General features: G+C 69.7%; 13 protein-coding genes and 1 pseudogene. 5 read left to right on the plus strand and 9 right to left on the minus strand.

Going from position 1 to position 13,509, the window contains the following annotated elements:
* The gene (locus FNH24_RS09945; protein ID WP_152362027.1) at nt 1-639 is read right to left on the minus strand and encodes a dihydrofolate reductase family protein; all 639 of its coding nucleotides are present in this window, start codon (nt 637-639) and stop codon (nt 1-3) included.
* 33 nt (nt 640-672) lie between these two features.
* Nucleotides 673-1,185 carry a cysteine dioxygenase family protein gene (locus FNH24_RS09950; protein WP_152362028.1) on the minus strand — a complete coding sequence of 171 codons (513 nt, stop codon included), beginning with the start codon at nt 1,183-1,185 and terminating at the stop codon, nt 673-675.
* 75 nt (nt 1,186-1,260) lie between these two features.
* Between FNH24_RS09950 and FNH24_RS09955 the strand changes: the two genes are divergently transcribed.
* The 3 genes and pseudogenes from FNH24_RS09955 to FNH24_RS09965 form a co-directional block, all read left to right on the plus strand.
* Complete coding sequence (locus FNH24_RS09955; RefSeq protein WP_152362029.1) at nt 1,261-2,157, plus strand: LysR family transcriptional regulator; 897 nt, start codon at nt 1,261-1,263, stop codon at nt 2,155-2,157.
* Between the two features lie 127 nt (nt 2,158-2,284).
* A complete protein-coding gene (locus FNH24_RS09960; protein ID WP_152362030.1) occupies nt 2,285-4,618 on the plus strand; it encodes an alpha-L-rhamnosidase-related protein in 2,334 nt (777 codons plus the stop codon).
* Between the two features lie 163 nt (nt 4,619-4,781).
* A pseudogene (locus FNH24_RS09965) lies at nt 4,782-5,165 on the plus strand (DUF3566 domain-containing protein); the annotation flags it as partial.
* 80 nt (nt 5,166-5,245) lie between these two features.
* On the opposite strand, the gene rplL reads toward FNH24_RS09965, so the two are convergent.
* The 4 genes from rplL to FNH24_RS09985 form a co-directional block, all read right to left on the minus strand.
* Nucleotides 5,246-5,638 (minus strand): 50S ribosomal protein L7/L12, encoded by a 393-nt coding sequence (gene rplL / locus FNH24_RS09970; RefSeq protein WP_152362032.1) that lies wholly within the window; start codon nt 5,636-5,638, stop codon nt 5,246-5,248.
* A 12-nt stretch (nt 5,639-5,650) separates the two neighbouring features.
* Nucleotides 5,651-6,298, minus strand: a complete 648-nt coding sequence (gene rplJ / locus FNH24_RS09975) for a 50S ribosomal protein L10 (protein ID WP_152362033.1) — start codon at nt 6,296-6,298, stop codon at nt 5,651-5,653.
* Between the two features lie 308 nt (nt 6,299-6,606).
* Nucleotides 6,607-7,161, minus strand: coding sequence for a CGNR zinc finger domain-containing protein (locus tag FNH24_RS09980; protein WP_152362034.1), 555 nt, complete (start codon nt 7,159-7,161; stop codon nt 6,607-6,609).
* On the minus strand, nt 7,158-8,048 hold the full coding sequence (locus tag FNH24_RS09985) for an alpha/beta fold hydrolase (protein WP_152362035.1): 891 nt from the start codon (nt 8,046-8,048) through the stop codon (nt 7,158-7,160). The genes FNH24_RS09980 and FNH24_RS09985 overlap by 4 nt, the downstream gene beginning before the upstream one ends.
* Nucleotides 8,049-8,350: 302 nt before the next feature.
* Between FNH24_RS09985 and FNH24_RS09990 the strand changes: the two genes are divergently transcribed.
* On the plus strand, nt 8,351-9,295 hold the full coding sequence (locus FNH24_RS09990) for a C40 family peptidase (protein ID WP_152362036.1): 945 nt from the start codon (nt 8,351-8,353) through the stop codon (nt 9,293-9,295).
* Between the two features lie 137 nt (nt 9,296-9,432).
* Nucleotides 9,433-10,926, plus strand: a complete 1,494-nt coding sequence (locus tag FNH24_RS09995) for an FAD-dependent monooxygenase (protein ID WP_152362037.1) — start codon at nt 9,433-9,435, stop codon at nt 10,924-10,926.
* A gap of 44 nt (nt 10,927-10,970) precedes the next feature.
* On the opposite strand, the gene FNH24_RS10000 is transcribed toward FNH24_RS09995, so the two are convergent.
* The 3 genes from FNH24_RS10000 to FNH24_RS10010 all read right to left on the minus strand — a co-directional run bounded on the left by FNH24_RS10000 (nt 10,971) and on the right by FNH24_RS10010 (nt 13,476).
* Nucleotides 10,971-11,957 carry a hypothetical protein gene (locus FNH24_RS10000; protein ID WP_152362038.1) on the minus strand — a complete coding sequence of 329 codons (987 nt, stop codon included), beginning with the start codon at nt 11,955-11,957 and terminating at the stop codon, nt 10,971-10,973.
* Between the two features lie 113 nt (nt 11,958-12,070).
* Nucleotides 12,071-12,922, minus strand: coding sequence for a helix-turn-helix transcriptional regulator (locus tag FNH24_RS10005; protein WP_152362039.1), 852 nt, complete (start codon nt 12,920-12,922; stop codon nt 12,071-12,073).
* 23 nt (nt 12,923-12,945) lie between these two features.
* Nucleotides 12,946-13,476, minus strand: coding sequence for a ribonuclease H family protein (locus FNH24_RS10010; RefSeq protein WP_246186829.1), 531 nt, complete (start codon nt 13,474-13,476; stop codon nt 12,946-12,948).
* Nucleotides 13,477-13,509: the final 33 nt, after the last annotated feature.

Here is a 13,509-nt window from a genome sequence, read left to right on the forward strand (position 1 = left end):
CTACGAACTCGTGCGCTTGGTGAACGTGAGGTGGGTGACGCCGGTGGGCGAGGAGACCGACTCGATGTCGTACGTGTTCTCGATGCCCTCCAGCCCGTCCCAGAGCCGTACCCCACGGCCGAGCATGATCGGCACCACGACGATGTTCATGTGATCGATCAGCCCGGCGGCCAGGAAGTCACGGATCACGGTCGGACCGCCACCGATCCGGACGTCCTTGCCGTCCGCGGCCTTGCGGGCGATTTCCAGCGCCTCGGCCGGTGAGGTGTCGAGGAAGTGGAACGTCGTGCCGCCCTCCATCTCGATCGACGGCCGGGTGTGATGGGTGAGGATGAAGGTCGGCGTGTGGAACGGCGGGTTCGGACCCCACGCGCCCTTCCAGTCCGGGTCGTCCTCCCAGCCGGGGTGACCGAACTTTCCGGCCCCCATGATCTCGGCGCCGACCCCCGGGCCCCACTCCTGCGCGAAGACGTTGTCGACGCCGCGGCTGCCGCTGGTCTGCTGCCACGACTGGGTGGCGAACATCCACTGGTGCAGCCGATCCCCGGCGTGGCCGAAATGGAGATCCTTGCTCTGCCCCGCGCCGGTGCCGAAGCCGTCGAGCGAGATGGAGAAGCTGTGGACGCGAGTGAGTGACATGGTTGTGCTCCTTCGGTGTGCGGATGGAATGGGTCAGTCGTAGTAGCGACGGACCCCGGTGCCGAGGCGGGTGAGGTCGGCGCCGTAGACATGGATCGAGATGGCGGTCGTCTTGCTGACGTTCTGCATCCGGTGCAGGTCGCCGGGCGGGGCGACCCCGCTGACGTGGCCGACCGGATGATCTTCGACGCTGATCAGCTTGAGCTCGGCGTCGAACAGCTCCTGGCGTTCGACGCCCTGGACGACGCCGAAGACGGACCAGGCGACGTGATCATGGATCCGGGTGATCTGCCCGGGCCGCCAGACCCGTCCGATGATCGAGAACGAGCCGTCCGGCTCGACGTACAAGGTGTGGCCGGGGTGATCGTCGGGTGAGCCGAGACGCTGTCGCTCGGTCAGCACCCCCGGGTCGGGCAGGTTGGCGCGCAACTCCTCGGCGACGAGCCGAGCGGTGTCGGCCCAGTCGGCATGGACGGTGACCGCGGCCCGGACGCCGTCGACCAGTTCGATCAGTTGATCAACCTGGGAAGGAGGTGCCGTGGTCATGTCATCGAGCATGCGACGGATGAACTCATACGTCTAATGCCAATGCTCATGCTGCGTCATCGATAGCATCAATACATGCTGGACGTCACCCGCCTTCGGGTCCTCGACGCACTCGCCCGGCTGGGCTCGGTCACCGCGGCGGCCAAGGATCTGCACTACACCCAGCCGACGGTCAGCCATCACCTCGCCCGACTCGAGGCCGAGACCGGCGCCCAACTGCTGCAACGGGTCGGCCGCGGCATCCGGCTCACCCCCGCCGGCCAGCTGCTGGCCGCGCGGGCCGCGGAGATCCTCGGCCGGCTGGACGCCGCCGACCTCGAGTTGTCCTCGCACGTCGGGCTGACCGCCGGCCGGGTCCGCGTGGCCAGCTTCTCCTCGGTGATCGGCTCGCTGATCCCGCGCGCGGTGGCGACGTTGACCGAGCAGCATCCCGGCCTGCAGATCGACCTGACCGACACCCAGCCGCCGCAGTCGCTGCAACTGCTGCGGGCCGGCAAGATCGACGTCGCGGTGATCTTCCGCTACGACGACACCGAACCCGATCCGGACGACGTCCGGCTGCACCACCTGCTCGACGATCCGCTCTATCTGCTGTCCGTCCGCCCCGAGGGTCCGCTGGCCACCCTGCGCGACGCGACCTGGATCGCCGGCTGCGAGCGGTGCCGCGGCCATCTGCTGGCGATGTGCGCCGAGGAGGGCTACGAGCCCAAGATCGGCTACACCTCCGATGACATGGTCGTGATGCAGGCGCTGGTCGCCGCCGGTCTGGGCGTGACGACCAGCCCCGGGTTGGCGATCCGCGCCCACCGCGCCGAGGGCATCGTGGCGACGGAACTGCCCTCGCGCCAGCACATCTACGCGGCGACGTACGGTGAGCCGCCCGACCCGCCGGCGACGGCCGCGATGCTGGCCGCGCTGACCGACGCGGCGGCGGCGATGCCCGAGCTGCAGCCGGCCCGCAGCGGTTCGTGATCATGGTCCCGCGTCGCTGACGCTTCCGCCCTTTCGATCTTGCCGACTGGGCGAGGGGTTCTGGCCGACTGGTCCGGTGTGTTGGGATGGACCGAGGTCGCCGTCGAACCTTGATCGAGGAGTGCACATGGCAGCCGCGCGGATCCTGATTGATCAAGACCCCTTCATCGAAGATCACACCTCCTGGGTCGATCGGTGCCACTGGCCGGCCCACTGGATCAGCGTCGCGGACGCCCCGGCGACCCCGGTGGTGGCCGGCTACCGGCTGGCGTTCGCGGTCGACGCGGCCACCGAGGCGCTGATCCACGTCTCCGCCGACGAGCGCTACGAATTGTATCTGGACGGGCAGTTGATCGGCCGCGGACCGGACCGCGGCGATCTTGATCACTGGAACTTCGAGAGCTATCGGCTCGACCTGCCCGCCGGTGATCATCTGCTCGCCGCCCGGGTCTGGTCGATCGGCGCCGAGGCACCGTACGCCCAGTTCTCACTGGCGCACGGCTTCCTGGTCGCGGCCGAGGGGCGGCCGGAGCTGACCACCGGGACCGGCGCCTGGCAGGCCGCCGTGCTGCCCGGTCACGGCACCCGGCCCAAGGGACCGGCCTGGGGGTGCGGGCTGAAGTGCGAACTCGACGGCCGGATCTTCCCGTGGGGTTGGGAACGCGGCGAGGACCAGCTCGACTGGGCGGCGGCGGTGGAGGTCGGCCGGGCCTATTCGGCCGACTACGCCAACGACGTGCCACCGACCCGACTGCTGGTGCCGGCGATCCTGCCGGCCCAGGCCGAGAGCGAGGTCGGCGGCGCCCGGGTCCGACTGGTGACCGAGTACGCCGGCGGCCCGACCACCGGGATCGCGGTCCGGACCGCCGACGGCCTGGCCGACGAGGTCGACGGCTGGCAGCGGCTGTTGGCCGGTGAGCCGCTCACCGTGCCGGCGCGGACCAGCCGCCGGGTGCTGCTCGACCTGGAGAACTACGTCTGCGCCTATCCCCGACTGACCCTGCGCGGCGGCCGCGACGCCACGGTCGACCTGAACTGGCAGGAGGCCCTGCTCGAGCCCGACGGCCGCAAGGGCCATCGCGACGAGATCGAGGGCAAGTTCTTCCGGTCGCCGGGCCGCGCGGCGGAGCAGGATCCGGTGGGTGATCGCTTCATCGCCGGCGGCGGCGAGCGGGAGAGCTTCTCGACGTTGTGGTGGGAGGCGGGACGCTACGTCGAGGTGCTGGTGCAGACCGGCGACACCGAGCTGACCCTGACCGAGCTGGGCTTCACCGAGACGCTCTATCCGTATCAGGACCTGAGCCACTTCGACAGCGACGACGACCGGCTGGAGCGGGTCAAGCGACTCGGCTTCCGGACGCTGCAGATGTGCTCGCACGAGACGACCATGGACTGCCCGTTCTACGAGCAGTTGCAGTATGCCGGCGACACCCGGATCCAGTGCCTGGTCGGCTATCTGGCGACCGGCGACGACCGGCTGGCCCGGCAGGCGCTGCTGGCCTTCGATCGCAGTCGGTCACCGCGGGGGCTGACCACCAGTCGCTATCCGTCACGGATCCGGCAGACCATTCCGCCGTTCTCGTTGTGGTGGATCGCGATGGTGCACGACTTCGCGCTGTGGCGTGGTGATCTTGAATTCGTCCGGACCCTGATGCCCGGCGTGCGGGCGGTGCTGGACGCGCACCGGACCCAGGTCGGGCCGGACGGCGTGTTCAGCACCCTCGACGGCTGGAACTTCATGGACTGGGTCGACGGTTGGAACTCCGGCACGCCGCCCGGCGCGCAGTGGGGCGTGTCCGGCGTCGCCAACCTGCAGCTGGTGCACGTCGCCGACCTGGCCGCCGACCTCGAGTCCTGGATCGGCGAGCCGGAGCTGGCCGGCCGGCACTCCGACCTCGCCGACCTGGTCCGTGCCGCCGCTGAGCGTACGTTCTGGTCGGCCGAACGCGGCCTGTACGCCGACGACCCCGAGCACCAGCACTGGAGTGAACACGCCCAGAGCCTGGCCGTCCTGGCCGGCGCGGAGCACGGCCCGGCCGCCCTGGAGCGGACCTTGATCACCGACGGACTGGACCGGACCACCGTCTATTTCGATCACTATCTGTTCGAGGCGCTCGGCCGGATCGGTCGCACCGACGTCATCCATGATCGACTCGGCCTCTGGTTCGGGCTGCTCGATCAGGGTCTGCGGACGGTGATCGAGCAACCGGAGCCGACCCGCAGCGACTGCCACGCCTGGGGTGCGCACCCGATCTTCCACCTGTATGCGACCCTGCTCGGCGTCCGGCCGACCTCGCCGGGGATGAGCACGGTGTCGATCACGCCCCGGCTCGGCCGGCTGACCCGGGCCGACGGGACGCTGCAGACCCCGCACGGGCCGCTGCGGGTCAGCGTCGACGGATCCAAGATCAACACCGAGCTGCCGGCCGGGATCAGCCTGGACGCGGCTCCCGTACCTTAGGCCTGTCGAAGAGCCGATGATCAACGGCCCTGCGGACCGGTCACGTCAGGCTCCACGTGACACCTCGGGTCCCGAAGTCGACAGACCGCAACATACTCGGTATGGTCCGGTTTGAACATACCGAGTATGCAAGGAGTTGCCCATGCTCTCGGACACCGGTCCGCGAACACGACGGGCCCGACTGCGGTTGGCCCGACTGGATCCGTGGTCGGTGATGAAGACCTCGTTCCTGTTCTCGATCGCCGCCGGAATCGTCCTCGTCGTCGCCGCCTACGCGGTCTGGACCGTGCTGCAGGGCTCCGGCCTGTTCGCGGCGATCGAGGAAAGGGTCCGCACGATCACCGAGTCTCCGAACGACACCACCCCGTTTCGGGTCGAGGCCTACCTCGACACCGCGAAGGTGATGGGCGTCGCCGCGCTGGTCTCCTGCGTCAACGTGATCATCCTGACCGCGACGGCGACCCTCGGTTCGTTTGTCTACAACCTCGCAGCCGCCGTGCTCGGCGGCCTGGAAGTCAGCCTCGCCGAAGACTCTCGGCGGCCCTGAGCCGACTCCTTGCGAACAAGCAAAAAGCGGGCGGTCGGACCCGGAGGCCCGCCGCCCGCTGTTCGCGGATCAGCTGAAGATCACTTGTAGGACACGGTGGCGCCGGCGGCCTCGAGGGCCTCCTTGGCCTTGTCCGCGGTCTCCTTGTTGACCTTCTCCAGGACGGGCTTCGGAGCGGCCTCGACCAGATCCTTGGCCTCCTTCAGGCCGAGGCTGGTGAGGGTCCGCACCTCCTTGATGACCTGGATCTTCTTGTCGCCGGCGGACTCGAGGATCACGTCGACCTCGTCGCTCGCGGCCTCTTCCTCACCACCGCCGGTGCCGGCGGGGGACGTGGCCGCGGGGGCCACGGCGACCGGCGCGGCGGCGGTCACGTTGAAGGTGTCCTCGAACTGCTTCACGAACTCGCTGAGCTCGATCAGGGTCAGCTCCTTGAACGCATCCAGGAGCTCTTCGGTGCTGAGCTTCGCCATGGTGGCGTCTCCTTACTTCTCTTCGGCAGCGGGCGCTGCGTCATCTTCAGTTGCAGCGGATGCTGCCGCCAGTTCTTCGTTGCTGGGCTCCTGGTTTCCCTCGGGCGCGGCGGCCGGCGTGCCGGCTCCACCGATGAGGGACGGGTCCTCGGTCGCTGCCTTCTCCAGCGCGGCGACGGCGCGCGCCGCCTGCGAGAGCGGTGCGGCGAAGAGGGACACGGCCTGCTGCAGGGTTCCCTGCATCGCGCCGGCGAGCTTGGCGAGGAGAACCTCGCGCGACTCGAGGTCAGCCAGCTTGTTGACCTCGTCGACGCTGAGGAACTTGCCCTCCAGCACGCCACCCTTGATCACCAGAAGCGGGTTCGCCTTGGCGAAGTTGCGCAGACCCTTGGCGACGGCGACCGGGTCACCGTCGACGAAGGCGATCGCGGTCGGGCCGACGAGGTGTTCCTCGACGCCCTCGACACCGGCTTCCCGGGCCGCGATCTTGGTCAGCGTGTTCTTCGACACGGCGTAGGTAGCGTCCTCACCCAGATTGCGACGCAGCTCCTTGAGCTCCGCCACGGTGAGCCCGCGGTACTCGGTCAGCACGGCACCCACGGAGTTGGTGAACTTGTCCTTCAACTCCGCGACCGCGGCTGCCTTGTCCGGCCTCGCCATCGTCTCCTCCACTTCGTCGTCGCACCCTCAGGTGCGCAGATCGTCGCGCCGCGTCCTGCGGCACTTCCGAAGGCGACTGGCCCGGTCCCCGTACGATGCGGGCCCGAACATGAAAAGGCCCCGGCGCACTCAGGCGACCCGGGGCTCGACCGCCGGTCACACACGACCCGACGGAGAAGATCTCGTCTCACCTGCGCGGGCCGCCCGTAGCTACGGGCTCGTTATCGATCCGGGGATCGAACCAGCGGTCTTCGGCAGCGTTCAGAGTACGTGAGCCCGGCGGCCCGCTCCAAATCCGCGGATCGGCGTCAGGAATGACTGTCCCGGAAGCGAGCGGCCTTGGCCTGATTGCCGCAGGTCTTCATGCTGCACCAGCGGCGGCGGCGACCGCGGGAGGTGTCGAGGAAATACCAGCCGCACCGATCGCAACTGCGGACCGGCCGGGGCGGCGGGGTCAGCACCAGCCGGATCCCGGCCAGGGCGACGGCGGCCAGTGCGCCGGCCAGGCTGCGGGGCCTGACCGTGCCGTCGGCCGTCACGGTCACCACCCCGGACCGGGCCTGCTCCAGCAGCCCGGTCAGCGCGTCGGCCGGCACCTCGCCGCCCTCCCGTTGCGAATCGACCACGACCCAGAGCCGGTCCCGCAGCCGCCGGGCCGCCGGCAACGCGCCCTCGGTCGCCGCCGGCGGGTCGTCGGTCGGCGGCAGCAGCCCGGCGTGCCCGAACCAACCGGTCAGGCTCCGCCCGCTGTCGAGCAGGTCGGCACCGAGTTCCGGGGTGCGCCGGAAGACGGTGTTGGCGAAGTCAAGCGCGATGTCGCCGGCGACGAAATGATCATCGGTCCAGCGGGTCGGCGTGCTCATCGCCGGCTGGGCTCGCGGTCGAGCACCTCGTCGACGAAGGCGGTGAGCAGCGGGGTGACCTCGGCGGCGTGGGTCTCCAACAGGAAGTGGCCCGCGTCGTACAGGTGCGCCTCGACCGCGGTCAGGGTCCGGTGGAACGCGAACACCTCGGCGATGTCGAAGTACGGGTCGTGCCGACCCCAGAGCAGCAGCGCGGGCGGCTGGTGGGTCGCGTGGAAGTCGGCGATCCGGTCGAACCGTTCGACATGCCCGCGGTAGTCGCAGAACAGCCGGAAGTGCAGGTCGACGAAGCCGGGGCGGGACAGCCGCTCCCAGTCCAGGTGCCACGACTCGGCCGGATGCAGGTCCCGCAGCTCCGGCCGGAGGCCGCTGAGATAGGTGGCCCGGGTGCCGTCGAAGTCCAGCCAGTCCCCCATCGCCGCCCGGTTCTCCGCGCTCGGGTCGGCCCAGAAGCGGCGTACCGCGTCCCACGACTGCCCCAGCCCCGCCTCGTGGGCGTTGCCGTTCTGCACCACCAGGCCCAGCACCCGCTCCGGGTGCCGCAGCGCCAGCAGATAGCCGACCGGGGTGCTGAAGTCGGTCAGGTAGAGCACGTACCGCTCGACGCCGAGACTCACCACCAGGGCGTCGACCGCCGCCGCCAGCCGCTCGAACGTGTACTCCGCCGGCGGTGGCGCGTCCGAGAAGCCGAAGCCGGGCAGGTCGGGTGCGATGGCGTACGCGTGCTCGCCCAGGCTCGGCAGCACCTCCCGGAACGAGTACGAGGAGCTGGGCGATCCGTGCAGCAGCAGCACGGCCGTCGATGCCGGCACGCCCGATTCGCGGTAGTGCACCTGCAGCCCGTCCACCTCGCGGGTGAGGTGTCGCGTCTTCGCTGTGCGTCTCATGAGATGCCCTCTCGAACGGCGATGTCCTCACGAGTAACCGTAACAGAGCAATCTAACGGTTACGAGGCACGATTCGAGCCAGCATGAATTTCCGCCCCTCGCAGCAGCCGAAATCCAACGGGATCGCGCCCAATCCGGTTTCCGATTTCAGATCACGGATTGATTTCTTTTATTTCCTTTTGATAACGTCCGGGATGCCGGCTTGGGAGGGCCGGCAAATCGGTCGCTCGGGGGCGACGACGTAGGACTGTCCTGGTTCCCGAAACGCCGACTTCTGTCAGGCGTACAAGGGGAGCCAGTACATGCACCGAATTCCGAAGATCCTGTTGTCCGGGATCGCGAGCGTCGCGCTCGCCCTGACCGTCGGCATCGGCGCCACCGCGCCGGCCGAGGCCGCGAGCAAGTGCACCACCGCCCTGAAGTCGTACGGACACGTCCAGAAGGGCAGCAAGGGCAAGAGCGCGAAGGCCGCCGAGTGCCTGCTGAAGGCGGCGGGCTACAAGGGCATCAAGACCAACGGCAAGTTCTCGGCCACCGAGGTCAAGGCCGTCAAGAAGTTCCAGGGCAAGGTCAAGCTGTCCAAGACCGGCCACGTCAACAAGAGCACCTGGGTGGCCCTGCTGTCCCGCGGCTCCAAGCCGACGCTGAAGGTCGGCAAGAAGGGCTCCGCGGTGAAGCGACTGCAGTCGGCGCTCACCGCGTCCGGCCGCAAGGTCCCGACCACCGGCTATTTCGGCCCGATCACCCGCGACGCGGTGAAGTCGGTCCAGCGGTCCCAGGGCTGGAAGGCCACCGGCAAGGCGACCGCCGGAGTGTGGCGGGCGCTGCAGGCCGGCGCCGCGGTCAAGGTGAAGGCCAGCAAGCCGAAGAAGAAAAAGAAGTCGTCGTCCAGCAAGAGCTCGAGCAAGGGCGCGAAGGCGCTGGAATTCGCGAAGAAGCAGATCGGTGACCGTTATTCCTACGGTGGCGACGGCCCCAGCAGCTGGGATTGCTCCGGGCTGACCCAGGCTGCCTGGCGCAAGGCCGGGATCAAGCTGCCGCACTCGGCCGGTGGCCAGTTCCGCAAGGGCAAGAAGGTGTCGAAGTCGAACCTGCAGAAGGGCGACCTGGTCTTCTTCTACTCCGGCATCAGCCACGTCGGCATCTACGCCGGCAACGGCAAGGTGCTGCACGCGTCCCGCCCGGGCAAGCCGGTCGGCTACATCAAGATGAAGTACATGCCGTACGAGGGCGCCCGCCGCTACTGAGCGAGCGACCCCACCAGATCGATCACCGACCGGCCCGAGGAGACAACTCCTCGGGTCGGTCTTTGATATCCCGGCGTAGCGCGCCTCAATATCGATTCAATCGCAGGTAATGTCGAACAAACTGCGAGGAGGGATCGATGATGGCCCAGAATCAGGTGCTCGTCGTCGGCGCGGGACCAACCGGATTGATGCTGGCCGGCGATCTCGCCGCGCAGGGCATCGATGTGATGGTGGTCGAGCAGCGCCCCGAAGAATCGAAACTGTCCCGGGCGTTCGCCGTCCAGGCCCGGACCCTGGAGTTACTCGACGCCCGCGAGCTCGCCGATCCGCTGGTCGCCACCGGCGTCGAGGTCGACGAGTTGGCGGTGCTGTTCGAGTCGCTGGTGATCGACCTGTCGATCCTGCCCAGCCGGTTCCCGTTCCTGCTGATCACCCCGCAGTCCGAGACCGAGCGGCTGCTCGCCCGCCGGGCCACCCGGCTCGGGGCGACGATCCGCCGCGGCCTCACCGTCACCGCCGTCCGGCAGGATGCGAACAGCGTCGACGTCAACCTGCTCGACCGCAACGGCGTGACCACCAATCACCGGGCCGACTGGCTGGTCGGCGCCGACGGGGTCAACAGCACGGTGCGACGGGCGCTGCGGATGCCGTTCCCGGGCAAGACCGTCGTCTCTTCGGTGATGCTGGCCGACGTCCAGCTGACCGAGCCGCCGGAGACCGAGCTGACCTTCGACCGCGGCTCGGCCGGCTTCTTCTTCGTGGTCCCGTTCGGCGACGGCTGGTATCGGGTGATCGCCTGGAACCGGGACCGGCCGCTGCCCGACGACGCCCCGGTGGATCTGGAGGAGATCCGCGACGTGCTGTTCCGGATCGCCGGCACCGACTTCGGCCTGGCCGAGGCGCGCTGGCTGTCCCGGTTCCACAGCGACGAGCGGCAGGTGCCGCGCTATCGCAACGGCCGGGTCTTCCTGGTCGGCGACGCCGCCCACACCCACTCCCCGGCCGGCGGGCAGGGCATGAACGTCGGCCTGCAGGACGCGGCCAATCTCAGCTGGCGGCTGGCCGCGGCGATCCACGGCCACGGGCCGGCCCGCCAACTGGACGGCTATCACGCCGAACGACATCCGGTCGGCAAGGCCGTGCTCCGGTCCAGCGGTTCGCTGCTCCGGCTGGCCGTCGCCGAGACCCCGTTCTGGCAGCGGGCCAACTGGGTGATCGAGACCGCCAGCCGGCTCGCTCACGTACCGGATCGGATCATCCGGCAGATCTCCGGCATCGGCCTGCGCTATCCCCGGCCGTTCGCCTCGCACCGGCTCTGCGGCACCCGGGTGCCGGATGTGTCGCTCATCGCCCACGCCGCGCCGACCCGGGTCTATGCCGAGCTGCGGACCGGCCGCTTCCTGCTGATCCTGCCGCCGCAGTCCAGCCACGCGCCGATGGAGGCGTGGCGGGACCGGGTCAGCCTCGGCACTTCGACCGAGCCGGGGACAACCGCCAAGCTGATCCGTCCCGACGGCTACATCGCCTGGGCGGGCGACCGTCCCGACGCGGGCGAGGTCCGGGCCGCCCTGGCCCGCTGGTGCGGCCCGGCCAAGCTCCCCGCACCGATCCGGCGGGGCGCCCACGTCTGACCCAACCGGTCGGCCGGCTGAGCAACTCGGCCCGGGTCCGGCGTTCAGCAGTCGCCGCGGCCGGCGGTCTGGTCGCACAGGCCGGGGCCGGCCGTCCAGGTGAGGCTGTCCCGGGCGTTGCCGCCGAACGGCCGCGCGGCCTGTACGTCGGTGGCCGCGCCGGAATCGGCGCCGAGCCAGTAGCGGATCTCGGTGACCGAGTCACCGTCGGTCACCCGCCACACGTAGAACGGAGCTGCGATGGGAGACCGACCGCCGCCGGGAGCCGCCCACCAGTTCGCGCCTTGCGCCGCGGCCGGGTCGACGAAGACACAATCGACGGTCGCGCCGCCGATCTCGCACTCACGGGATTCGGCGCCGCCCAGGTTGGTGACGGTGTCATCGGTGAGGACGCCCGCCAGGGCGCGCTGATAGGTGTCCTCGCAGGCGCCCTGCCAGCAGGCGACCCACGGCTGCCAGGCGGCGCGGCGAGCCGCGGGCTCGGACGCCCCGCCGCCCAGTGAGTTGCAGTAGGACGCGACGATGCCGGGGACGACGCGTCCCGCGGTGTACTCGACGTTCATCGCCTCAGCCGCCGTGTAGTCGGAGCCCAGGCCGGCCGAGTCCATCTGCCACATGCCGATCCCGGGGTGGAACCACAGACCCTCGGCGCGGCCCTCCGGATCGGCGAGGGTGGGCTGGGTGTCGTAGCGGGACAAGGTCATGGGCGAGGGCGCCTGCCCGGAGGGTGACGTCTCGGGCCAGGTCATGGCGATGGACAAGGCCACCGCGGCATCGACGCTGATCTCGCAGGCTGCCTCGGGCACCGCGGCTTCGGCGGCGGCGCGGACCGCGGCCAGCGGTTCGGTGCCGAATCGAAGATCGGCATGAGCCTCGACCCGGGCGTGGTCGAGCTTGACCTGCTGGGCCGAGGTCAGCCCGTTGTGGTCGGCGATCGGTTGCGCGTTGGCCGGCGACACGAGGGCCGCGCAGAGAGCGGCCACCACCAGCAAGGGGGAGGCCCAGCAGGCGACCCGCCGCAGTCGGGACATGTCAACACTCCTCTGTATTGGCAGGCTGTGAGTTTAGCGGTGCGTCAGGCCCGGCCGTCAACAGTCACGGGCGAGGCCCGAGGTCCACGGCGGCCCACGAAGGTCCGTGTCGATCATGGAAGATCTCCGCGTCCAGCGCGCTCGAGGAGCGAGACCAGGCGCGCGACGGCAGTCGGGTGCGGAAGATAGATCACGAGGTGCAGGCCGGGAAGATCAGAAGGGATCAGCCGGTGCTGCTCGAAGATCAACTCGCCGGCCTCCGGATGCTCGAAACGCCTTTCCCGAGAAGAGAATCGGTCGACCTGGTGCTCCTCCCACGCGCGGGCGAAGTCGGGGCTCTGCGACGTCAGCCGGTCGATCAGGGCGAGCTGCGACGGCTGGCCGAGCAGCGGCCCGGCCTCGGCCCGGTATTCGGCCAGGAAGCGCCGGCTGGTGATCTCCCAGTCCGGCAGCATCCGGCGCACGTACGGATCGGTGAAGATCAACAACAGCAGGTTGCGGTCGGCCGGATCGACCCGGCCGATGGCGGGATAGAGGATCTCGTAAGCCCGGTTCCAGGCCGCGATGCCCCAGTCCGGGGTGATCGCGAACGCCGGGGACGGGAGCTGCGCGTCGATCAGCCGGTGCAGGTGTGGCGGGGCCGGCGTGGGCGCCGCCGCCTCGGCGGCCGGCAGCGGTGCCAGCCCGGCCAGGGTGAGTACGTACTCGTGTTCGGGCCCGGTGAGCCGCAACTGGACGGCGACCGCGTCGAGCACCTGCCGGGACGGGTTGATGTCGCGGCCCTGCTCCAGCCAGGTGTACCAGGTCACGCTCACCCCGGAGAGGTACGCGACCTCCTCGCGCCGCAGCCCCAGCTCCCGGCCGCGGCCGACCGGCGGCAGGGCGTAGTCGGCGCGGACGATCTGCTCCCGGCGCTTGCGCAGGAAGGCGCCGAGCTCTCGCCGCCGCTCCGCACCGGTCGTCATCGGCCCTGATCCGGCTCGGCCGGCTAGAAGAGGGTGTCGTCGGCCGGGACCGCCGACGTGGCGGCCGTCGGGGCCGGAGCCAGGTTGCGCTGCTCCTTGCCGGCGACGACCGCGAGCTGGTCGACGAAGTCGTTCATCCGGTCGCCGGAGTGACCCTTGACCCAGCGGAAGCCGATGTCGGCGCGACTGCGTACGGCCTCGATCAGCGGCTCCCACAGATCGCGGTTGGCGACCGGCTTCTTGGCCGAGTTGACCCAGCCGCGGGCGAGCCAGCCGCGCCACCAGGCGTCCCGGAAGCAGTTCACGACGTAGGTCGAGTCGCTGACCACGAGCAGCGGGCCGTCGAGGAACGTCACGGCCTCGAGCGCGGCCCGGATCTCCATCCGCTGATTCGTCGTCACCGGCTCGGCGCCGGACGCGAACTGGTTCTCGTCCACGGCCCAGGCCCAGCCGCCCGGGCCGGGATTGCCGGAGCAGGCGCCGTCGGTGTAGACCTCCCGGGCATCGGTCGGGACGGGCAGGTCCGGGCGTCGCGGTCGCTTCGAAACGGGCACGACACCACCCTGGCACAAACCACCGACCGACCG

It is taken from the genome of Microlunatus speluncae, from assembly GCF_009299835.1.
GTDB lineage: Bacteria > Actinomycetota > Actinomycetes > Propionibacteriales > Propionibacteriaceae > Microlunatus > Microlunatus speluncae.